Source organism: Kitasatospora sp. NPDC056181 (assembly GCF_042266225.1).
Taxonomy (GTDB): domain Bacteria; phylum Actinomycetota; class Actinomycetes; order Streptomycetales; family Streptomycetaceae; genus Kitasatospora.
The window spans coordinates 1-19,847 of record NZ_JBHJUK010000150.1; the positions used below are offsets into that span (position 1 = coordinate 1).

Here is a 19,847-nt window from a genome sequence, read left to right on the forward strand (position 1 = left end):
AACCACCGCCGCCTCGCCCGCGATTACGAAGCCCTGCCCGCTCGCTCCGAAGCCATGATCCACGTCGCGATGATCAACCTCATGACCCGCCGCCTCACTGGCGAATCCACCCCCACCTGGCGCGGAACCTGACCCCCAAAACCAGGAACGAAACGCCCAGTCAGAACCACTGTGACCGGACGGATCGCTGCGCGACAGCTGTCGTAGACGGGTACTGGTCTGACGACGACGTAGAGTGCCGCGAGGCTCCGCTCTGGGGCCTCCAAGAGGGCGGGACGGGGGGCTTGATGGGCATGAACAAGGCGGCCAGGGCCGAGTGGTGGGAGAGTCTTCCGGCCGGGATCCGCGACGAGATCGACGGATACATTCTTCAGGACTCCCTTCTCGGGGCCGTGCGTGTCATCGTTGCCGTCGGCCTTGTTCCCCACGACATAGGGGTTGGCACCGCTCAGCTGATCGCGAATGACCGCTACCTCCACTACGGGGACCGGATTGCCCGCGAGCCGGAGAGCCCCCTCGACCTGGAGGCGCTGGCCTATCGGGCGGCCGGGTGCGCCGGTCGCGTCGTGGCGATCGAGGCGATCTGGGACGGTGACACCGTCCACGACTGGTTCGTGCGACTGCTGGCCATCACCACCGGCCCCGCGGGAGAGGCTCATATGGCCACCGTTTACTGGTCAACGGCCAAGCGGTACCTCGGCGAGGACGAGGATTGCCGCCCGCGCCACCCCGTCGCGGTAGCCGCCGAGCGGGCTGGCCTCGCGCTTGCCGCCCACCTCTCAGTTCCCTTCCACTTCGCCAGCCCGGACACCCCCGATGATGAGGCCCCGCGCTGGCAGTCCTGAGCGACGACGAGGTGCCGCTGTCATTCCCCACCGCGCACCGGCCTGCGCGCCGCCCAAGGAGTCACCCACTGGTCCCTGATCACGTGATCTGAGACCAGGAGCACGAAGGGGCCGGACTCCCGCACCACCGGGGAGTCCGGCCCCGCCGCATGCCCTCAGCCGCCTACGCTCTCCAGCACCGGCTCCGCTTCCGGCAGCGGCGTGCGGGTCCTCGCCCACCACATCACGACCGCGCATCCGATGATGCCCACCATGGCGGTGGCGACGCCGCCGGCGGTGAACCCGGCCCTCGGGTGGGCGGAGGCCAGCGCGGGAATCCCGGCCATCGCGAGGGTGCCCATGGTCCGGATCACGGTCTGGTCGAGTGTCAGCAGCCGCCTGCGGGCTGCCGGAGGGAACTGCGCGAGGTGCGTGGACAGCGCCACCGCCAGGAACGGAGAGACGGCCCCGTACGCGGCCGACACCGCCACCAGCTCGGCCACCGTGCTCACCGATCCGGTCACCGCCATCAGCACCCCGGAGACGGCCCACGCCGCGCAGTAGAGCGTCGGCAGGCTCTTGGGGAGACGGACGTTCCCGGCGATCGCGTTGCCGACGATCGACCCGGCCCCCGTAGCCGCCAGCATCACGCCGTACATGCCGACCCCGCCGCCGAGCCGCACCGCCACCAGGGCCGGCATCACGATCGACACCGCCCCCGCGAAGATCGCGATCCCGTGGACGGCCAGCACCACCCCGGTCTCCGGGTGCGTGCGTACCAGGGCCCGGGCCCGGGGCACCAGCGCCGGGGCGGCCGTTGCCCCCGCCGGGGCGGGTTCCCGCTGGCGCGCAGTTCCGGCCCCCAGGGCGGCCAGCGCGACGGCGGACAGGGCGAAGGTGCCGGCGTCCAGCCAGAACAGCCCGTCCATGCTGCCAGCCCAGGAACGACCGCGCCCGACGGGGCCTGGCCAGGGCTGTCGGCGTGCCGTGCTTGGATACGGCGTTGCCCCCAAGGGTGGAAGGAAGAGAACTTGACGCGCACGACACCACCGCGGCCGCTGGACATCACTGCAGGGTTTTCGGAACTCGCCGGTCTGGCCAGGACGGCCACCCGCCTTCACCCGACGCCGGGAGCGCCGACCGTCCACGACAGTTCGGTGGGTGGTCCCCTGCTGTGGCCGGCGGACGAGCCCTGGCCAGAGGATGAGCCGGGGTACCCGCCGGTTGAGCCCGTGCAGACGCTGGCAGACGTCCACCAGGTGCGGGCCCTGCTGACCCGGGCGTGGGCGCGACCACGCGGCTCGCGGGAGAACCTGCTGTCCGTGCAGGAGAGCGAGACGCTGAACCGGCTGCGTGCCGGGCATGACCCCGCACTGCTGCCCACGGGCCCGCAGCCGCTGATCCCGCTCGCGCAGCTCTACGCCCGCGACGTGCCCGCACTACCCTTCCCTGAAGGCATGGATCTGCTGCAGGTGCTGTGGGCGCCGGGCTACGGCATCGAAGGGTGCTCGACCAGCGTGCAACTGCGATGGCGCCGGGCCTCGCACGTTCAGGAAGTCCTACGCACTCCTCCCGAGCCCGCCTACGTCGAGTGCGGCGACCACGTGCCGGAGCCATGTCTGCTCCACCCCGAACCGGTGCAGGAGTTCCCACCCGGCCATCTACTCGACCAAGCCCTGGAGAAGCGCGTATACGACTGGTGCGCACAGCAGTCGATGAGCTACCAGAGCGATCTGTCCGTCGCTCCTGGCTGGAAGGCGGGCGGATGGCCGGCCCCCTTCACCTTCCGCGACCCGGCCGACTCCGACGACGACGAGGAACGGCAATGCGGCAAGTGCGGCGGGCCCCTGGAGGCGCTGCTCACCATCGACAGCAGTGAGTGGGACGGGGGCAGTGGCAGCTGGCGACCGGCCGAGACGGCCTCGGACAAGCTCGTTGGGGATCCCTACCGGAGCCTGCGCAATCCCACCATGATGACCATCGGACGGGGCTACACCCTGCAGGTCTACAGCTGCGTCAGCACGCCCTCGCACCTGCCGCGCACGATCATGCAGTAGCGCAGCAGCCCGACCGCTCCGTCCTGTCCTGGTTGCCAGTCGGCGACCCTGTCGAGCAGTCACTTGGACAAGTGGGAAGGGGCCCTCGACAGCCTTGCCGGGAACAGGTTCATCTCGTGGCCGGACTGCGGCAGGACGGTTCAGCTGAGGATCAAGCCGCCCAGCTCCAGGGCGATCGGGGTGTCGATCAGCGACGACCCGTCCTCACAGGTGACGGTCAGCCTGCCCATGTCCCCGCCAGTCGGCTGGATCGAGGAGCACCGAGCGCGTGTGGTGAAGACTCGACAGGTCCTTTCAGGCTGACCGTCTCCCGGTCGGTTGTCAGCCCACGGTTGCCTGCTGTTCGGCTCGGGCTCGGGTGCCGGCCAGGCGGTAGGGACCACAACCGCCCCCGAACGCTCCCGGGAACCCCACCACGAATCCCCGGACGGGCGGGTCTGCCGCCGGTCCGGGCCGTGCCCAGGGTCAGTGGGCGGGTGGGCTCCAGTGGTGGTTCGGGTCGTCGAGCCACACCGTGCGCTTGCCGGCAGCGGTCATGGTCAGCCCGAAGCGCTCGTAGCCGGGCCGGCCGGCCTGCTGCCAGGCGTTCCAGGCGGTGTGGATCTCGTCCCACAACCGACGGGGACCGCTCTGGCGCACGTCGAACTCATCTGCGCCGGGGACGGAGTCGACCGTTGCCCAGGACGTCACCGCGGTGTCGAAGAACCACCACGTCACCGTGTCCCCGTACGGGGCGCGCCGGTAGTAGAGGTCCGGCAGGCGGGTGCCGATGGCGAACTGCGCCAGCCAGGAGTCCCCGATCGCCTCCAAATCCAGGCCGCTGACCGACGGTCGGGCGTCGCCAGGCCAGTCCCCGGGCAGGTAGGCGTCCACGGGCGGGGCCTGGTAGCGCTGCTGGCGCATCCGCATGAAGTCCGAGGCCCCGGTGAAGTGCCCGCTCGCGCTCTGCCCGCCGTGGTCGACGCGCAGGCGGGCGATGGCGCCGCCGCCGAACAACGTGGCGGTCGGGGCGACGATCAGGCCGCCCGGTGCGCTCTGGCCGAGCCAGGCAACGGGGATGCCGGTGACCAGGCTCGAGCAGGTGGCGATCAACCGGTCGGCCCGCTCGCCGGCGCCGACCGCGGCGTCGGCGCCGTCCCCGACCAGGACCCGTACCCCTTCCAGGCCCGCCGCGGCCAGGCTCGCGCGCGGGGCCGGCGACCGTCTTGTCGATCTCGACGCTCACCACCTTGCCGGCACCCAGGCGGTGCGCCAGGAGAGCGGCGTTGAACCCCGGGCCGGTACCGACCTCCCTCACCCGGTGCCCCTCGTCGACATCGAGGTCACCGAGCATCCGCGCCACCATCGTCGGCATGCTCAGGCTCGACGCGAAGTCCCGCTGCCCGCCGGCCGGGTCACCGTCGTCCCACTGCGTGATGGCCGGGGTGTCCCGGTAGGCGCCGGCCAGCCACCCGTCCGGGTCCGCGCCGCGCTCGCGCAGCACCGCACTCCCGCCGGCGAACTCCCCGTACACCGACGGCAGGAACAGGTGCCGGGGGACCGCCTCGAACGCCGCACGCCACCCGACGTCCAGCACACCCGCGTCGGCAAGCTGATCGGCCAGCGCCCGCCGGGCGAGCGCCGCGCGGTCGCCGCTCACTTCTTGTGCTTGGGGCCCGGCGCGGGGCCCTGGCCGTCCGGACTGGGCTTCGGCCCGATCGCAGGCCCACCCGGCTTGGCGTGCGCGCCGCCACCGCCATCCTGCACCCCACCCTTGCTCTCGTCACCCATCGTCAATCCCATCTCACACAACGAAACCCGCATCGTGGTGCGCCCCTGCCACGTGCCGCAAGACCACCCGCCCTCCACCCGCCGGGCCGGTCCGACGTCGGCCCACCCGACCCCGCCCACGACCGGCCTCACCGCCCCCACCGCCACCGCAGTCCGCCACCCCTCCCCGGCCGCCAACGACCCCCGCCCGACTACGCTGCGCCCAACCGTGCACGGGCGAACAAGGGGGGAACGCATGGCGCAGATCGTCGTACCCGGACCGGAACCCGACTGGCAGCCGGCCACCATCCCGCCGTACCACGACGGCCGGAACCCGGCCGCGCAGACCAGCCTCTGGGAAGCCGCCGCGAGCACCTTCCGGATGATCGCCGGCCTCAAACCGCCACTGGACGCCCTCGCCGCCCGGCTGCGCCTGAGCGTGGAGCGCAGCTGGGAGGACCTCGGCGAGGTGGATGCCGCCATGTTCACGATCGACCGGCGGCACTTCGCGCTCAGCCTCATGCCATACGGGCAGAGCGAGACGTGGGTGTGGCTGCACCGCTCCCACGAGGACGCCGACGACGCGCTCCAGGTGCTGCTGGACGCCCTCGGGCTGGGCGAGGAGGCCGTGGTGTTCACCGGCGGCCCCGACACAGGATTCCGCTACTGCGGTACCGGCCGGTCCACCTGAAGCACGCCCACCGGACGCCGACCGCCCTGGGCGCCGGCACGGTCGATCGCCTCAACCAGCTTCAGATCCACGCCGCCCACCGCTACGCCTGCCTGCGCCCCCACAGCGGCCTGGACGCTTTCGTGAGGGACTGTCTGGAGAGTGGCATCCGGGGCCGCTGACGGGTGTTCGGACGCAACTCGCTTGCCGAGGGGAGCCGTTACGGTGGTCGGGTGCATCCCACCACCGACGTCCCCGTCCCCGGCCCGCAGACCGCACCGGCCCTCGCCGCCGCCTCTGTCTCGTTGGAGCTGGCGTCGGCGCTCACTGCCCTGGGCCCGAGAGGCGAGCGAGCACTGGGGCTGCTGCGCGAGGCCGAAGCCGTGCTCGCGGGCTCGCAGCGGCATCATGCGCCCTACGAGGTTGCGCCGATGTGCTGCCGTGGCGCGTTGGAGAGCCTGCTGGGCCTGGCTGGCCGGGACCAGGACTTCGTCGGCCCGGTCTCTACCGGGCATCTCGAGTGGTAGGAAGCTGTACCGGCCGGCAGCAGGCGCCTAGTTAATTCACCTGTGCTGCATGGATTTGTCTGCGGAGGTCATTATCGAATTTCTGCTGTCATTGAACCGAGTTGCCTCTAAGGCTCGGACCGGTCGCTCCGCCGGACATGGGCCGCAGCTCGGCGTTGTCGAGAGCTACGAAGACCGGGGTGAACTTTCCTCGGTAATCCAGCGCTTCGGAGAGCAGGGCCTGCCAACGCTATACCGACTCGATCCCTATCATGATCACACATTGCAGAACGCATCCATCGCCGCGTTGGTAAGAGACCTCGAGAAGATAGAGCTAAATCGTCTTCCTCAAGCCGAGGCCGCTGTGCTGAACGTTCTCCTGGACTGGGGAATAAAAGCCTTTAAGGAGCGTGAACTGAGAATCCGTATCTCTGGGGAAGGCTGAGGCGGATTCACCCGCGCGCCGATTCAGTGGTGCACGTCGAGGCGTGGTGGGCCGCAGGGGCGCTGCATACCACCCTCGCCCGGCACCCCGCCCGACAGTGGAGACCAGGAACACGGGCTACTTGTCGGCGATGTCCGCGGTCGCGTGCGGGGCGCGGGCTGCGCACGGCCCGCGTCCGCGGACCATTTCGGCATGAACGCCTTGATCTGGGGCCGATCTGGTGGTCCAGCAGGGCTTGCTCGCCGTTGATGCCGTAGCCAGTTCCTTGGGGTCGTTGCGGTCGAGTCGTTTGGCCAGGGCCTCGCTGTCTCCGATCCGGCCCGGCCGCTCCCGCGCGCCCACGTCTGATCCCGGTTGCGGACATGTGAGGAGAACAATGGCCCTGACCGGAGCGAATCGGGCGGGCAACCAGCGCGGTGGCGGCCAGTTGCCAGCCCCGCCCCGCCGCGGTGCTGGACCGCGACCGCGAGGCCGCGGTCCGCTCGGGCCGGGCGGGAGCGCCTGAGCCGCACCTGGCCTCCCCGCCGCGGCCCAGCGCGGGCACAACACTCGACCCCCGAAGCCTCCAAGGCCACCGCCGCGTCCGTCTCGCCTCAACCCGCGCGCGGACCGAGGAACCGGCGAAGGCGGGCTGACTGCTACGGGCACCAACGCGACGGTCCTCCGCCTTCCGGGCGGAGGACCGGCCCCATTGCCCTCTGGCAGGTGATCTTGAACGCCGGGCCGTCAGCGGCAGATCCAGTAGCTGTCCTGGACCGGGTGCCGACGCCGCTCGCCGGTCGGGCGGGTCACCACGACGGCGCCACCTTCATACGAGACCCGGTCGCCCGCCGCGACGAGAAGCGGTCCGTCCAGCTCGACCTGGAAGTCAGGGTGGAGCAGGAACTCACTGACCAGCAGCATTCGGGGCATTGGGGTGGCCCCGTCAAAGTTCACGCGCATGAGCCAAGCATCCCGGAGTCCCCGGTGCGGGAGCGATAGGTTTTCGGCCGCCTCAGGGTGACTTCATTTCTCGGGTTCTGGCCCACTGTACCGAGCCCGACACCGATCGATTCGGGCCGGGCAGCGACCGCTCCGGTTGCAACCATGAGGCTGGCTGGCGCTGACGGGCTCCGTGAACTGGAACTGCGAGACCCTGCGATGGGCCGACGGCCGCAAGGCGCAGGAGCGGGCGGCCGGAAGCCGGGTGGAGGAGAACGCGGAGGCGTTCCAGGTCTACGTGTAGGGACCTGCAGGCGGCGGGCCGGACTGCCCGCCGCCGCCTTGGCTGCGGGGCGTTGAGCCGGGCGAGCGCCTCGCGTGATCGGCTTGCCCCTGCACCGAACCCCGCCGGTCGGCGCACATCCGGTCCTGCCTCAGGCCAGCTGGTCGATGACGGCCCGGGCGGTGTGCTGCAGTGCCTCGTCGTCCTCGACGCTCCCGAAGAAGCCGCCGCTGCGGCGCGGTCGGGCGAGTTCCGCGTGGATCCGGGGCAGTGCGGGCGTGGCGGCGGGGCCCATTCGCTGCAGGCATTCCAGGACGTGATTGGTGGTCGAGTCGTTCTTCTCCCAGGCCTCCAGCAATACCGGTACGACGGTGTTCGCCTCGGTGGGGCCGGCGATGTCGTGGATCGCGGCGGCGGCGTGGAGCCGGGTCCACTCGTAGTCGTCCTGGAGCATCTGCCGCAGGGCGGGCAGGGCCGCGGCCGCCGGCGCTCCGATCCGGCCGAGCGCCTCTACCGCGTCCCGCTGCTTGCGGGTGTCGAGCAGGGTGGTCAGGCGCGGCACAGCATCTGTGGGGTCGCGTTCGAGGGCCCACAGGGCTTCGACCGCGGCGAGGCGCAGGTCCAGGTCCTCGGCGTCGGCGGACAGGATCGAGTTCCTTGACGGATCGGGCTCCGTCACGCCGCCACCCTTCAGATCGCCAGCCGAGCCGGCACAGCGTCCGCCCGCCCATAGGTGAGTACCTGGGCAAGGACCTCTCGGAAGAGCGCGATGGCTGCAGCAGGCGCCTCGATGACAGCCTCGATCTCGCTGTCTTCCAGCCGAAGGCTCTCCAGGGATTCGGGGTCCAGCACAACGCGGAAGACATTGCCCTCCAGGACGGCTTCGCGCACGCACCCGTAGGCAGTCCCCTGCCCGGCCGTGACCACACAGTGTGTGTCCATCCCCAGGGCGACGTCCTGCTCGTCGGGCTCGGCCTCGCCTGCCATGAACATCAGGATGAAGCCGCTGCCGTCCTCGCCCTCCGCGAGGCCTGCCTCGGTGAAGTAGCCCTCGGGATCGATCTCCGCACTGGCGGCGCGAGCGGTGAATCGGAACGTCATGAGGGGGTTGTATCAGCACGGCCGGACAGAGCCCGCCTCCGGGGCAACCGCGCCGCCTGCGCGACGTCGTCCATGCGACCCAGCCGCATGAGGACGGCGCTCGCACGCTGTGGCTCTACTCCCTGACCATCCCGGCCTGGGCCGCCGCGACCTTCCGCGACGGCGAGGACGCGCACCAGGTCCGCCAGTACGGCGGCCGTCGGCTGTGGGACGACTTCGAGCAGGCCCTCACCTGGTGGCACCAGGCGGGCGAGCCCGGTGTCGGCCGGCTCGGACTCACCGTCACCCCCGGTGGCTTGAACGCCTGGCTGGACGATCCCACCCAGGCGATCTGACCGGCCAGCCCGACGTGACCGGTCCGGCGTCGCGAGCCCGCTTTGCGGCGCTGGGCCGCGGACACCGCCCGCCCCGGCGGGCCCCATTTCTTCTGGCGCCCGCCCCGGCGGGCGCCAGAAGAATTGGGGAACCACACGGAACGTCAACCGATGGGCCTGGCCAGCTACAGAGAGCACGTTCAGCACAGACCGGCGCTGCTTCATCTGTCGCTTGGTCGAAGACGACCCGGCCTACGCGCACAAGTCAGGACGCGACACGTCGCGGGCAGCTGGCTCGTTCGAGGGCGTGCACCGTCCGGCAGGCCGGTCAACCCCGGCCCTGAACTGCGGGTCGGCCTGGGAACGACACCAGCCGACCTTCACTGAGGCGACGTCAGTCTCAATCGCAGGCGGCGCGGCCGTCGGGCTCCAGCCGCTTACTGCTGGACTGCTCGCGACTGGGCGGCACCGCCCGTCAGCCGTCGTCGTTGGCTGGCAGGCGTGGCTCGTCGGTGGCGTTGGCCCGCCCAGCACAGCGCGCCTATGAGGTCGATGACGTTAGTGACAACGATGGCGAGGTAGCCGACGCCCCGCCCGAGGCGATTGGCCCTCCGCCTGCGCGGGAATCGTCTTGTCAGAGGGCGGACACGCCTCTTGCGTGCGGCACGGAAAGCGGGGGGCAGAGCGGTGGGCGAGGAGTTACGCGCGGAGGACAGACTGCAGCTCGCCCAGTGGCACCTCGGCCGGGCGGACGGGCTCCGTCTCGGCCTGGTGAATCGGGCCGGCACTCTCCTGAGCGCGAACGCGCTCGTCATCACGGGCGTGGTGTTTGCCTCCGGAGCGCCGTCGTCGGATGTGTCACCAGTCATCGGGGCGGCCGCGCTGGTCGCACTGGCGGTGAGCGCGTACTCGGCGGCCCAGGTCGCGTCCGTGCTCACCGGTTCCCGGGGACTCCCGGCGTTGTCGCGGTCGGTCGGTTCCCCAGTTCCGATAGCCTTCAGCTACCGCGACACCGTCAGGGCATTCGACACTCCGGAGGAGTTCCAGACCAGATTCTCCGCTCAGACCGCCCAGGAGGCGGCCAATTCTGCTGTCCTCGAACTGTGGCGCTGCATCAGCATCCATCAGCTCCGGGCGAGGAAGATGCAGCGCGCGACGCAGAGCCTTCTGGTCGGCGCGACAGCCCTGGTCGCCATGACTGCAGCGCGACTGATCACAGACCTGGTCTGATCCGGACCCGACCTTCCGGCCTGCTGCGCCTGCGGCCAACGTCGCTGCCGGACCGCCGCTTCGCGCGCGGTACTGGGCCGACGGGCGCCGCCGCCTGCTGGGCCCCGCTCGGAGGCACGGCGACGCCCTACCTGGTACCTGGGCAGCCACCATCTGCCTAAACCCCGCCCGCGCGAGGGTGACGCGCTGCGGTCAGCCGCTACCTGCGCCGTGGCCGCCGGTCTCCAGCCCGCGCGGCTGCTGGGCTGCCCGCCGGGCGCCTTCCCACGCCCGGTCGGCCCTGGCGCCGAGTGCGCGCCTCGGCCTGGGCGGCCTGCATCCGCTCCCCGGCCAGCGCGAGACCGTTCTGGCACGGGCGTCGCGCTTCAGCCTTGGTCAGCGCGGCCTGAACCTGCTCAGCTTCACCCGCTGCCCGTCGGTGGGCCGCCTTGGCGTCGGCGACCGCACGCTCGGCGTCCTCCAGGTGGCCTCGGCCTCGCTCGCGGCCCGCTCCGCTACCGCCACCACCTCGCGGGCCTGATCCTGGTCGCGCAGCCGCCAACCCGCCGCAAGGGGGCAGCCCGCGTCCGGATCCGCGAGCGCGGCACTCAGCGTCCAGTCCAGGTCTGCGACGGCACCCGCACCGAGCGGATGCCCGGCCGCTGATGCGGCGCCGCGGGGCGGGCGTGATGCCCGGGGTCGTGGCAGGGACCGGGCCCGTTTACCAGGAGGCCACCTACTACAGAGTGTTGTCCTCCGAACGTACCCAGGCCAACTGCTCGTCGTTCAGTGGCGGGGTGAACCCCTCTGGCAGCATCACCATGAGCTCCTGCGGCCACATGCTCTCAAGGCCGTGCTCCCCGCAGCGCAGGGCGATGAGATGTGACGGACCGCCCTGGCAAGCGTCACCCCGGTAAGGGCCGTCATGGGACTGGCAGAAGTAGTCGAAGGTTGTGCAGTCGTCCTCATCGGTGGGCTCGTAGAAGCCCGGGGCGCGAACAACGATCGTTACCGGTTCCTGCAGGTCGAACTTGGGGGTGGGGCGGGGGTCGCACCACAGCAGTAGGGGAGGGAGCACGCGCTCATCATGCCGTGCTGCGATCCTCTCGGACCACGCGGTTTGTTGGTCAGCCGGCTTCCAGCGCCCTGGTGTCCGTGGGCCCACCGTAAAGACGATCTTGCCCAACTCGGTGTTGGACTCCCGCGGCGGCCGTTGGCGGGCCTGCCTACGACCACCGCTGCTCAACGTTCAATAGAAGCTGCTCGGTCTTCGAGAGGGACATCTACCCGCGCGACCTCTCAGTCGGTCGACTGTCACTGCCAGCGCAGTACGGCCGGATGCGCCGAGTCCATTCCCGACGGTGCGTAGTCACGGGATGTGCAGTCGGCCATCTGCAACAACGGAGAGCCGCCGGGGTCCGGTTCGATGTTGGCGGCGGGGAGTACGGCGTACTCAGCGGGTGTGGTGAAGACGACCAGAGCCGACCATGTGGCGACCAGTGGCTCTCCTGCGACCGCCGGAAAGGGTCGGACGTGAGTACAGAGCACCTGGACTCGCTGGCCTCTTAGGGACCGAGCGCAGTGTGAACCTGGCTGTAGTACGGAATCGTGCCGTCGGCCGAAGTCGGTCGCAGGGTGCCGTACCGGGAGGAGTTCGCGGGCGAGGCGGCTTCCGGAGGTGACGGTGGAGGCGCTGGAGCCGACGACGCCCCCGTCGAGGGCGGCGCGGATGTCGGCAGTGGCCAGGTTGCCGACGGGCTCGCGCCGCCAGTCGGTCCGTGTCCGGGCCCGTGTTCGTTGATCGTGCCGGGGGACATCACGGTGTTGTACAGGACGCCGAACAACAAAGCGACGGCTCCCAGCGCCCCGGCGAGCCGCCGGCCTCGTGTCCGCCCGGGACGGACAGAGATAGTTGTGCTCGGAGCCGGCCGGGGCCGTGAACCGCGGGTGGGGACCTCCTGCCGTTGCGGCTGCTCCCGGTGCTGGCCCGTCGACGCGGGGAGCGGTCGGGCGGGTTGGAAGGCGAGGGCGGCGCGCACCCAGTGCCACAACGTCTGCAAGCTGAGGCGGCGACCAGGGCCTCGGCGGGCATCCCGCCCCGGATGCGGGCGGTGACGGGGGCAGTCTGCGCGCCGAGGGTGGCAATCGGCTCGCCCTGCGTCCGTGGGGCGAAGGGGGGCTCGGCCAGGACCCGGGCTCAGCGGACGGTGACCTGGATGGTCTTGGTGACGCTGTTGCACCCGTAGAGCGAGCCTGCGGGTGCTCCGCTCTCGCAACCGACGACGCTGCGGAACTCCCAGGTCAGCGTGGTGGAGCCGGGGGCGAGAGCGATGAAGGTCTGGTCGATACCCGAGGCGCAGCCCATCGAGTCCGGAGCGCAGGTGCTGTAGCTGACGTCGGGACCGCGCCGGAGGACGGCGCCGTCGGCGGTCGAGGTGAGGTGCCAGGCCCGTGCCAGGTCGCTTGGGGTTCCGCTGACGCCGAGTCGGTCGCCGACGGTCAGGGTCACTGTGCTGGGCGGGTACGCGGTGGCGTGCCAGGCTTCCGAGTTGGCCGGCAGAGCGATCTCCGTCCTCGGCCGGCTGTTGGCCGGGTCGGTGGAGGGCCCGCCGGAGGTACAGGCGGCGAGCAGGAGCGCGGCGGCCAAGGTGGCAGTCACAGTGGCGGGCAGTCGGCGCATCAGTTTCCCGCCTCCCGGGTCCGGCGACGCAGGGTGATGAGCAAGGCGACCGAGGCCAGCCAGCGGGCGAACAAGGCCTCGCGCTGGACGCCTGCCCCGGTGGCTGCGGCCGCGCGCAGCCAGCCGCGGACCAGCTCGCCCGCCTCGCGGCCGATCACCGGCTCGGGCAGGGCGAGCGCCGCTGTGAAGCCGCCGGCGCGGACGTACCGGGCCAGGAACCCCAACGGGTGAGGGCCAACGCTCAGTGCCTCGGCTTGGTAGGAGGCGGCGATCGCAGCGTCGCTGAAGAGCACGCGGCGCGGGCTGCCGTCGATCAGCAGCCCGCGGGTGATGGCAGCCTCGACGTCATAGCCGGTCATCAGCTCGGCATCCGGGCGGATCGTCGTCATTTCGGCAGCTCCACGCCACGGGCGTTGTTGTAGTCGTTCCCGCCGCTGAGGTTCCCGGCGTTCAGCTGACTGTGGATAAATTGGTCCTCCGTCACCCACTCCGAGAAGCCCCAGGGGTTGTACACCTGCAGCCGGTCGCCGTCACGGGCCATGATCACCATCTGGTGGCCGAAGTCCACGCCGTCATGGTGTACGGAGAGCGGCACCGGCTTGCCTTCGTCCAGAGCCTTCTCGATCCGGACGAGGGCCGCGCGCCGGTCGTCGTCACTGCCGAGCGAGACGTACTCGTACGTGCTGCCGGTGGCCTTGCCGAGGTCCTGGTCGGCGAGCAGAGTGGCACCCTTCACGCCGAGTCCATCGTCCTGGGCCGGGTATTGCTGCTTGCCGTCGGCCTGCTGGCCCTGCTGATACCGCTGGAGGTAGAGATCCTGGAGCCGCTGTCCGAAGTTCGTCGGCGAGTCGGCTCCCGGGGTGTCGGGCGTGTTGCCGGTGGTGAGCTGGAGCATCGTCACCGGGTCCAGCTTGAGGTGGGCAATCACGGTGGAGGCGGCGACGCAGTCGTTGACGTTGCCCTGGCCGTAGACGTCGCCGCTGCCGCCGACCCCCCTGCCACCGCCTACTTCCGTGCCCTGGTAGATGAGGTTCACCCGGTCCGTGGTCGACTCCTGGTGGGCGTCGTCCGTGCCGAGGGCCGGGACCAGGTGCAGCGACAGCCAGGCCGGGTCGTCGCCGTGGGGGTGGATGAGCGCGTCGAACTGCTGGACCTCGGCCACCGAATGGCCGGCGGACAGTGCTTTCCAGAGGTAGGCAGCCTCCTCCGGTGATCTGGCGCCGGACAGCAGACCCCGGAACGCGGCCTGGTCGGAGGCGTTCATCGTGTCCAGCATCTGGGTGGCACGCGTGAGTTGGGCGGCCGTCAGAAGGTAGTCTCCGTCGGCGCCGGCGCCGGGACCCTGCTCATTCGCCAGGACCAGCGCGGCGAGCGGATCGAGCGGACCTTGCCCCGCACGCTCGGCCCGGGCCTGCGCGGCGAGCTGGTTGACCATGCTCGCGGTGTGGGTGCCGCTGCTCTCCGCCCGTTGGGCGGCCGCGATCCGGTCCACCACGCCACTGTGGGCGGGTTCGAGACCGGCGACGGCGAAGAAGGTGCCGTCGATCGCCTTCAGCGCCGTGTTGAGCGAGTCCACGCCGTGCGCGTCGGTCTTCTGGGCCCACTCCAGGTCGTCCGCCCAGGCGCCCAGCAGGGTGGCGGCCTGGTCCAGGGCCTTCCGGGAGGCGGTCAGTTCGTTCGCCAGCGCCTTCACGGCCTGGGTGGCGTGCTCGGCGACCGACCCGGTCCAAGCGCTCGGCAGTCGGTCGGTGGCAACCGTGGCGAGATCGGTGGACGCCGTCGCATAGGCCTTGGCGGTGTCCGCGTAGGCCTTGGCCCGCTCACGTATCGTGCCCGGGCTGCCGACCGGCCCGGCGACGGCCAGGGCTTTCTCGATGGCACGCGCGAGTTCGACGGCGCCGTCGCCGAACGGGTCGACCGCCGTTATCGCCTGCTGGGCCTGCTGGAGGTCCCTGAGCTTGCTCATGCCGCCCGGCCCGGGGTCATCGACGCGGCGACCTCGGCATCCGCGGCACGATGGTTGCTTCCGGTGGTCGACACCTTCTGCACCAGGTCGTCCACGGCCCGCGGGGTGACGTGCGGCTCCTGCGACCAGTTGCTGTCGAACGACGCCCAGGCCTGGTCCGCCCCGTACTCACCGAAGGCGGTGGACATGCCACACGCCTGTGCGGCGTAGGTGGGGTTGGCCGGTGCGAGGTCGGTGGCCACGTTGTGGCGTGTCCCCGTCGTGCCGTCCAGCGCGTCCGGTTGGACCGTGTACCCGCCCTGTTGATCAGCCATCCGCCTGTCTCCCCGTCGATGGTCGATGCCCGCCGTGATCGAACGGGCACAGTCGATGAGCATAGGCGTCGTCGGCAGGAGTGCCGGCACAAGTGATGCGACGCCCTGCTGCTCAGCGGCGAAGTGTGTCCTGAACCGGGCGGTCTCGCCGTGCCGCGATCGAGTCCCCATGGAGCGGTGCGGCCGGGGCTCCCCGGTTGCCGAAGCGCACCCACCCGGATGGAGGCGGAGCCGGACCTGGACGCGCAGCTCTCGGTCGTCCTGTTCCGTGGCGGTTGGGCCGACATCGACTTCATGGCGACCCTCGACGACACAGGAGCGCTGCCGACCCCTGACAACGATTCAGCCCGAACCTTCGGTGATCTCCTCGATCACTGTGTGGCCCGGGTCTGGTCACGTCCGCTGGACCAGTTCGTCGAACAGTCCCTGCTTCCTGACTACAACCGGGGCCTGCGTCGGCAGCCCAACCGGGCATACAAAGCCGTCGAGTACGCGATCGCGAGGGCCAGACGGCGCGGCGACCAGGAGGCGGTGCGGGAGCTCGGGCTCCAGCGCCGCACCCTGCCGGGCCAGGACCCGAACGATCCGGACTACCGCCGGCTGAGATACGTCCGCTATGCCTACGACTGGCTGCTGGGGTTTCCGGCCCCAAGCACGAAGCCGAGGAGATCAAGTCGAGGATCGGTGCGTTCCTGCGTGCCGAACTCAAGCTGGAACTCTCCGAGACCAAGACTGTGATCACCCACGCCACCAGCCAGGCGGCGCGCTTCCTCGGCTACGAGATCCGGGCCCAGCACTCCGACACGAAGATCACCCGGAACCGTCGGGCGGTCAACGGAGCGATCGGCCTGTTCGTACCAGGGCAGGTGATCAGGCAGAAATGCGCGCTCTATATGAGCAGAGGGCAACCGGCGCAACGCGGCATGCTGCTTCACGACGAAGACTTCACCATCGTCGCGAAGTACCAGGCCGAGTACCGGGGGCTCGTCCAGTACTACCTCCTCGCCCAGGATGTATTCCGCCTGGGCAGGCTCCAGTGGGTCATGGAGACCTCGCTGCTGAAGACGCTTGCCGGAGAAGCACCGGTCGAGGTCACGAAGATGGCTCGGAAGTACAAGAGCACCGTCGAGACACCCGAAGGACCGCGATCCTGCCTTACCGTCACCGTCCCACGCGACCGGGGAAGGAAACCACTGGTCGCCCGCTTCGGCGGGATACCGCTCAAACGACAGCGCAAGGCCGTCCTCACCGACAGGCGGCCGGTCATGGCCAGCGCGAAGCGAAACGAGTTGATCCATCGGCTCATCGCCGAGTGCTGCGAGATCTGCGAAGCCCGGACGAACCTTGAGGTCCACCACGTCCACAAGCTCGCCGACCTCAACCGGCCCGGCCGTCGGGACAAGCCCGACTGGATGCACCTCATGGCCAAACGACGGCGCAAGACCCTGGTGATCTGCCGTCGGTGCCACGAGGACATCCACGCCGGGCGAGGCACCGCGCCACCACGGAAGTGATCACTGGAGAGCGGGATGCCGGGAAATTGGCCCGTCCCGTTCGGGAAGGGGCCGTCGGAAAAGGACCCGAACCACGGGCACCTCGTCGGCGGCCTACTTCACTTGAAGCGGCGGGGACTGCGTGGGTTCAAGGCGTTGTGGCCACGGCGCGGCCTTGTCCCGCCAGGTCACGTGTCCGACTGTCAGTCCCCGGCGTTCCCAGGCCGGTCTGCGCTCGGCGCTTTCGACAGCCGCGTGCCGGCCGGGCCGACTTCCCGCGCGGGCATGCGGTGGTCGTTCGGATCACGCGGTGGTCGTTCGGATCATGCGGTGGTTCCGGGCTCGTCGCCTTCGCGGGAGCGGCGGAGTGCCTCGGCTGCGGCCTTGCGACCGGCGGCCTTGAAGATCATCTCGTTGGAATCCACCTCGTGCCACTTCGCGTTGTGCAGGCGGACACGGAACGCCCGGACGGGCAGTCGGCCGTCATCCGTGGAGTAGAGCTCCTCCCGCAGGCCGCGCTCGAAGGCCTCGGCGAGATACAGCGGAAGGCGGTCCTCGGGAACCTCCAGGACGAACTCAAAGTGCTGCTCCCCGTCGGCGGGCAAGGGTATGAAGTCCGCGGTGGCAATGGCGTAGTGGCCGCACATCGTGAATTTGACCAGGCGAACGTGCACGTCCCGGATGACGGACGCCTCGCCGGTCGCCTCCTCCTCCTCCGGCTGCTGTGCGGCGGGCCGCAGGGTGACGAGCCGACGCGGACCGACGCCGTCATGGAATGACTCGGAGAACTCGTAGGCCGCCTGCTGCCCGGCTGCCGCGAAGCCGGCCGCCGTCGACTGCCCCTCACGCCACTGCGCGTGGCGCAGCCGCACCCGTACCGCGTACGGCAGGACCTGGCGGAAGGACCAGGCCCGGAGTTGGGCGAGCAGCCCCTCGCCGAAGGCGGCAGCGAACTCGGCGGGCAGTACGGAGGAAGGTACCTCGTTGACGAACTCGAACGGAAGGTTCGGGTCCCCGTCACCGGTCGGGAGGGGTTCGAAGTCGGCCGAGGCGACGGCGAAGGGACGCACTCCGCCCCGGCTGGACAGGTACGCCTGAACCTCCCTGATCGGCCGGTCGAGTTGCTGAGGATAGTCACGGACTCCTGCCATGATCCGATCGTAGGTGCCACCACGGTGCGGGCCTCGCCAGGGGCCCCGACGAGGGTCAGTCTTCGCCGTGGCCACGATCACCACGGCGTGACCGTTGCCGGTACCGACGATGGTCGCGTCGAACGCGGCCTCGGTGACCGCTCGGTACAGGACCTCGCCGCGAGGCCCCTCACCTTATGCAGTGGAGCCGTTTGCCCGCCGGGCTCAACGCGGGTACGAGCCGAGGGACCGGCGAAGGCCGGCTGACCACCTGCGGGCGCCTGCTCGGCGGCCCTCCAATCGAGGACTTCTACATGTTCGACGAGGCCGAGGTGGCGGTCGAGCTGACCTCCGGATACCTGCGGATCACCCAGCCGCGCGAGATAGCCGAGTACGTCCGCACCTTCGCCGACCTGGCATCCATGGCCATCTGCGGGGTGAAAGCCCGTCAACTGATCACCGCCGCCATCACCGCACTGGGGTGACAGGGCGCAAGATGGCGCAACTTCGTTGAGCAGTCCCGGCGGCGCTCCTTACCGTCGTTGATGCCGCCCGGTGCGAGGACCTGACCGCTTCCCCTCGGCGCCGTAGACGCCCCGGGCGGCGCCCCACCCTCCGACGCCCTGGAGTACCGCCATGCCCTCGTCGAGCAGACCGCAGCATCGACAACCCGGCGGCGACCTGGTGGTGACGGCTGGCGGCAGGACAGTGGTCCACATCGCCAACCAAGGCACCGCCTATCGCCGGGCTCGGCTGCAGCACCGGTTGCACCTGCGGGGTCCGCTGTTGTGAGCAGTTCCGACTTCGTTCCGCTGGAGCAACGCCGGCGGGGTCTGACCATCCGCTCGTACCGCATCGCGCCCGACGGCACCCGGTCCGACGACACCGGCGTAGTCACCGTCGGCCCCGACGACGTGAGCCCCGACGCCCACCACCCGGCGGCGACCTGGCCGATCTGCCCCTGCCCCATCCACGGAGGCGACCGTGCCCACTCAGATTGACGGCATCCTCGGCCAGCGCGGCATGAGCTCGCCCATCGCGTGGTCGATACCAGGCGCAGCACGCGGCCGCGCCGCGCTCCTGGTCGCCGAATACCGCGTGAGCGGCCAGGAGATCACCCGGAACCCGCACCTCACCGAGGACTGGGCCGAGTACGCGGTCCGCTCCCCGAACCTGCTCGCCGCCGTCCAGGCCATCCTCGGTCCGGACATCGCGGTGGAGAACACCTTCCTCGTCGTGAAATGGCCACACCGCACCTTCGAGATCCCCTGGCACCAGGACGGCATCGGTGCCCACCTGGAACTGCACCCCGAGCGGTCGGTGTCCGCGTGGCTGGCCATCACCGACGCCACCATGGCCAACGGCTGCTTTGAGGTCGCTCTGGGCTCCCACCGCGCCGGCTACCTACCAGTGGAGAAGGAACCGATGACCGGCGCCAAAGCGAGGCCGGGCCGACCAGGCCGCCGGCTTCACCCCCGACACCACCGTCCCCGTGCCGCTGCGCGCCGACTGCGCTGTTCTCATGGACAGCCGCCTGGTGCACCGCTCCGGCACCAACACCAGCGACGGCGCCCGCATCGGGCTGAACGTCCGCTACACCGCGCCGGACGGCATCCTGCGGCGCGATGCCACGAGTCCCAGCGTCGTGCCGATCAGCGGTACGGGCTGGTAGTCCGCCAGGACAAGGGAGAGGAGAGCACCACTGTGACCATCCTCGACACGCTCGATCAGGCGACCGCGGTGACCCGCGTGCGCGTCCTGACCGGGGAGGACGCCGCCGCGGCCCGCCGCGCCGACAAGACCCCGATCGGCAAGTCCGACTGCACCTACTACTGCCCCGACGCGGCGACCGCCCAGCGGTGCACCGAGACCCTGCGCGAGTCCGACGAGCGCCTGCGCGGTCGCCCGGAGGAGCTGATGCTCTGGGACCGGCAGCGCACCTACTGGGAGCCCGAGCCGGGCAACCCGAACGGCGGCGGCACCGCCCTGCTGGGCGTGGCCTGGTACGACCCGGCGTTCTTCGCCGACCGGCGCGACGCCTGGTTCGGCGCGATCCCTGATCGCCTGATCTGAGACCCGCGAACGCGGCGGGGCCGGACTCCCGCACCACCGGGGAGTGCGGCCCCCCCCCCAGCCCGCCGCCCCCAACCCGCTCCAGCCCCCGCACCCCGTCCCGCCGCCGCGG

General features: G+C 70.4%; 23 protein-coding genes and 3 pseudogenes. 14 read left to right on the plus strand and 12 right to left on the minus strand.

The genetic code is table 11. The features are described 5' to 3' along the window. Positions 1-132, plus strand: a pseudogene (locus ACFC1F_RS36105) (IS5/IS1182 family transposase); the annotation flags it as partial. 155 nt (positions 133-287) lie between these two features. Next, entirely contained in the window at positions 288-845 is a 558-nt protein-coding gene (locus ACFC1F_RS36110; protein ID WP_376164904.1) for a hypothetical protein, read from the plus strand. A 155-nt stretch (positions 846-1,000) separates the two neighbouring features. On the opposite strand, the gene ACFC1F_RS36115 is transcribed toward ACFC1F_RS36110, so the two are convergent. Next, a complete protein-coding gene (locus ACFC1F_RS36115; protein ID WP_376164905.1) occupies positions 1,001-1,753 on the minus strand; it encodes a hypothetical protein in 753 nt (250 codons plus the stop codon). Between the two features lie 102 nt (positions 1,754-1,855). On the opposite strand from ACFC1F_RS36115, the gene ACFC1F_RS36120 reads away from it, so the two are divergent. Further along, positions 1,856-2,881 (plus strand): hypothetical protein, encoded by a 1,026-nt coding sequence (locus ACFC1F_RS36120; protein ID WP_376164907.1) that lies wholly within the window; start codon positions 1,856-1,858, stop codon positions 2,879-2,881. 63 nt (positions 2,882-2,944) lie between these two features. Next, positions 2,945-3,184 (plus strand): DUF5959 family protein, encoded by a 240-nt coding sequence (locus ACFC1F_RS36125; protein WP_376164909.1) that lies wholly within the window; start codon positions 2,945-2,947, stop codon positions 3,182-3,184. Positions 3,185-3,346: 162 nt separating this feature from the next. On the opposite strand, the gene ACFC1F_RS36130 is transcribed toward ACFC1F_RS36125, so the two are convergent. Both ACFC1F_RS36130 and ACFC1F_RS36135 read right to left on the minus strand, forming a co-directional pair. Next, entirely contained in the window at positions 3,347-3,973 is a 627-nt protein-coding gene (locus ACFC1F_RS36130; RefSeq protein WP_376164946.1) for a hypothetical protein, read from the minus strand. A gap of 163 nt (positions 3,974-4,136) precedes the next feature. After that, positions 4,137-4,235 (minus strand): annotated as a pseudogene (locus ACFC1F_RS36135) (methyltransferase); the annotation flags it as partial. Positions 4,236-4,886: 651 nt separating this feature from the next. On the opposite strand from ACFC1F_RS36135, the gene ACFC1F_RS36140 reads away from it, so the two are divergent. From ACFC1F_RS36140 to ACFC1F_RS36150, 3 genes are all read left to right on the plus strand, one after another. Then, positions 4,887-5,321 carry a hypothetical protein gene (locus tag ACFC1F_RS36140; protein ID WP_376164911.1) on the plus strand — a complete coding sequence of 145 codons (435 nt, stop codon included), beginning with the start codon at positions 4,887-4,889 and terminating at the stop codon, positions 5,319-5,321. Between the two features lie 212 nt (positions 5,322-5,533). Next, positions 5,534-5,827 (plus strand): hypothetical protein, encoded by a 294-nt coding sequence (locus tag ACFC1F_RS36145; protein WP_376164913.1) that lies wholly within the window; start codon positions 5,534-5,536, stop codon positions 5,825-5,827. Positions 5,828-5,876: 49 nt separating this feature from the next. Then, positions 5,877-6,251, plus strand: coding sequence for a hypothetical protein (locus ACFC1F_RS36150; protein WP_376164915.1), 375 nt, complete (start codon positions 5,877-5,879; stop codon positions 6,249-6,251). A gap of 726 nt (positions 6,252-6,977) precedes the next feature. Here ACFC1F_RS36150 and ACFC1F_RS36155 read toward each other — a convergent pair. The 3 genes from ACFC1F_RS36155 to ACFC1F_RS36165 all read right to left on the minus strand — a co-directional run bounded on the left by ACFC1F_RS36155 (position 6,978) and on the right by ACFC1F_RS36165 (position 8,556). Beyond that, entirely contained in the window at positions 6,978-7,154 is a 177-nt protein-coding gene (locus ACFC1F_RS36155) for a hypothetical protein (protein WP_376164917.1), read from the minus strand. A gap of 452 nt (positions 7,155-7,606) precedes the next feature. Then, positions 7,607-8,134 carry a HEAT repeat domain-containing protein gene (locus ACFC1F_RS36160; protein WP_376164919.1) on the minus strand — a complete coding sequence of 176 codons (528 nt, stop codon included), beginning with the start codon at positions 8,132-8,134 and terminating at the stop codon, positions 7,607-7,609. An 11-nt stretch (positions 8,135-8,145) separates the two neighbouring features. After that, a complete protein-coding gene (locus ACFC1F_RS36165) occupies positions 8,146-8,556 on the minus strand; it encodes an Imm10 family immunity protein (protein ID WP_376164921.1) in 411 nt (136 codons plus the stop codon). A 1,001-nt stretch (positions 8,557-9,557) separates the two neighbouring features. Here ACFC1F_RS36165 and ACFC1F_RS36170 point away from each other — a divergent pair. Then, positions 9,558-10,100, plus strand: a complete 543-nt coding sequence (locus ACFC1F_RS36170; RefSeq protein WP_376164923.1) for a hypothetical protein — start codon at positions 9,558-9,560, stop codon at positions 10,098-10,100. 718 nt (positions 10,101-10,818) lie between these two features. Here ACFC1F_RS36170 and ACFC1F_RS36175 read toward each other — a convergent pair. The 5 genes from ACFC1F_RS36175 to ACFC1F_RS36195 all read right to left on the minus strand — a co-directional run bounded on the left by ACFC1F_RS36175 (position 10,819) and on the right by ACFC1F_RS36195 (position 15,039). Next, on the minus strand, positions 10,819-11,265 hold the full coding sequence (locus tag ACFC1F_RS36175; RefSeq protein WP_376164925.1) for a hypothetical protein: 447 nt from the start codon (positions 11,263-11,265) through the stop codon (positions 10,819-10,821). 1,011 nt (positions 11,266-12,276) lie between these two features. After that, positions 12,277-12,738, minus strand: a complete 462-nt coding sequence (locus tag ACFC1F_RS36180; protein WP_376164927.1) for a hypothetical protein — start codon at positions 12,736-12,738, stop codon at positions 12,277-12,279. A 20-nt stretch (positions 12,739-12,758) separates the two neighbouring features. Further along, positions 12,759-13,148 carry a hypothetical protein gene (locus ACFC1F_RS36185; protein ID WP_376164929.1) on the minus strand — a complete coding sequence of 130 codons (390 nt, stop codon included), beginning with the start codon at positions 13,146-13,148 and terminating at the stop codon, positions 12,759-12,761. Continuing rightward, complete coding sequence (locus ACFC1F_RS36190; protein ID WP_376164931.1) at positions 13,145-14,725, minus strand: hypothetical protein; 1,581 nt, start codon at positions 14,723-14,725, stop codon at positions 13,145-13,147. Before ACFC1F_RS36190 ends, ACFC1F_RS36185 begins: the two co-directional genes overlap by 4 nt. Continuing rightward, the gene (locus tag ACFC1F_RS36195) at positions 14,722-15,039 is read right to left on the minus strand and encodes a hypothetical protein (protein ID WP_376164933.1); all 318 of its coding nucleotides are present in this window, start codon (positions 15,037-15,039) and stop codon (positions 14,722-14,724) included. The genes ACFC1F_RS36190 and ACFC1F_RS36195 overlap by 4 nt, the downstream gene beginning before the upstream one ends. A 219-nt stretch (positions 15,040-15,258) precedes the next feature. On the opposite strand from ACFC1F_RS36195, the gene ACFC1F_RS36200 reads away from it, so the two are divergent. Next, entirely contained in the window at positions 15,259-15,777 is a 519-nt protein-coding gene (locus ACFC1F_RS36200; protein WP_376164934.1) for a hypothetical protein, read from the plus strand. Further along, the gene (locus ACFC1F_RS36205) at positions 15,774-16,553 is read left to right on the plus strand and encodes a group II intron reverse transcriptase/maturase (protein ID WP_376164936.1); all 780 of its coding nucleotides are present in this window, start codon (positions 15,774-15,776) and stop codon (positions 16,551-16,553) included. Before ACFC1F_RS36200 ends, ACFC1F_RS36205 begins: the two co-directional genes overlap by 4 nt. Positions 16,554-16,855: 302 nt before the next feature. Here the strand turns inward: ACFC1F_RS36205 and ACFC1F_RS36210 are convergent, their stop codons facing one another. After that, positions 16,856-17,683: a hypothetical protein gene (locus tag ACFC1F_RS36210; protein WP_376164938.1), complete on the minus strand. Its 828-nt coding sequence runs from the start codon at positions 17,681-17,683 to the stop codon at positions 16,856-16,858. Between the two features lie 293 nt (positions 17,684-17,976). Between ACFC1F_RS36210 and ACFC1F_RS36215 the strand changes: the two genes are divergently transcribed. The 4 genes and pseudogenes from ACFC1F_RS36215 to ACFC1F_RS36230 all read left to right on the plus strand — a co-directional run bounded on the left by ACFC1F_RS36215 (position 17,977) and on the right by ACFC1F_RS36230 (position 19,735). Beyond that, on the plus strand, positions 17,977-18,147 hold the full coding sequence (locus tag ACFC1F_RS36215) for a hypothetical protein (protein ID WP_376164940.1): 171 nt from the start codon (positions 17,977-17,979) through the stop codon (positions 18,145-18,147). A gap of 538 nt (positions 18,148-18,685) precedes the next feature. Further along, positions 18,686-19,003: pseudogene (locus tag ACFC1F_RS36220) on the plus strand (phytanoyl-CoA dioxygenase); the annotation flags it as partial. 181 nt (positions 19,004-19,184) lie between these two features. Beyond that, entirely contained in the window at positions 19,185-19,334 is a 150-nt protein-coding gene (locus ACFC1F_RS36225) for a hypothetical protein (RefSeq protein ID WP_376164942.1), read from the plus strand. A 32-nt stretch (positions 19,335-19,366) separates the two neighbouring features. Next, a complete protein-coding gene (locus ACFC1F_RS36230) occupies positions 19,367-19,735 on the plus strand; it encodes a hypothetical protein (RefSeq protein WP_376164944.1) in 369 nt (122 codons plus the stop codon). Positions 19,736-19,847: the final 112 nt, after the last annotated feature.

Coding starts and splice junctions, on each gene's coding strand:
- ACFC1F_RS36225 (WP_376164942.1), top strand. CDS start 19,185: ATGGACAGCCGCCTGGTGCACCGCTCCGGCACCAACACCAGCGACGGC.
- ACFC1F_RS36140 (WP_376164911.1), top strand. CDS start 4,887: ATGGCGCAGATCGTCGTACCCGGACCGGAACCCGACTGGCAGCCGGCC.
- ACFC1F_RS36215 (WP_376164940.1), top strand. CDS start 17,977: ATGTTCGACGAGGCCGAGGTGGCGGTCGAGCTGACCTCCGGATACCTG.
- ACFC1F_RS36185 (WP_376164929.1), bottom strand. CDS start 13,148: ATGACGACGATCCGCCCGGATGCCGAGCTGATGACCGGCTATGACGTC.
- ACFC1F_RS36150 (WP_376164915.1), top strand. CDS start 5,877: ATGGATTTGTCTGCGGAGGTCATTATCGAATTTCTGCTGTCATTGAAC.
- ACFC1F_RS36110 (WP_376164904.1), top strand. CDS start 288: ATGGGCATGAACAAGGCGGCCAGGGCCGAGTGGTGGGAGAGTCTTCCG.
- ACFC1F_RS36200 (WP_376164934.1), top strand. CDS start 15,259: ATGGAGGCGGAGCCGGACCTGGACGCGCAGCTCTCGGTCGTCCTGTTC.
- ACFC1F_RS36165 (WP_376164921.1), bottom strand. CDS start 8,556: ATGACGTTCCGATTCACCGCTCGCGCCGCCAGTGCGGAGATCGATCCC.
- ACFC1F_RS36115 (WP_376164905.1), bottom strand. CDS start 1,753: ATGGACGGGCTGTTCTGGCTGGACGCCGGCACCTTCGCCCTGTCCGCC.
- ACFC1F_RS36190 (WP_376164931.1), bottom strand. CDS start 14,725: ATGAGCAAGCTCAGGGACCTCCAGCAGGCCCAGCAGGCGATAACGGCG.
- ACFC1F_RS36155 (WP_376164917.1), bottom strand. CDS start 7,154: ATGCTGCTGGTCAGTGAGTTCCTGCTCCACCCTGACTTCCAGGTCGAG.
- ACFC1F_RS36210 (WP_376164938.1), bottom strand. CDS start 17,683: ATGGCAGGAGTCCGTGACTATCCTCAGCAACTCGACCGGCCGATCAGG.
- ACFC1F_RS36195 (WP_376164933.1), bottom strand. CDS start 15,039: ATGGCTGATCAACAGGGCGGGTACACGGTCCAACCGGACGCGCTGGAC.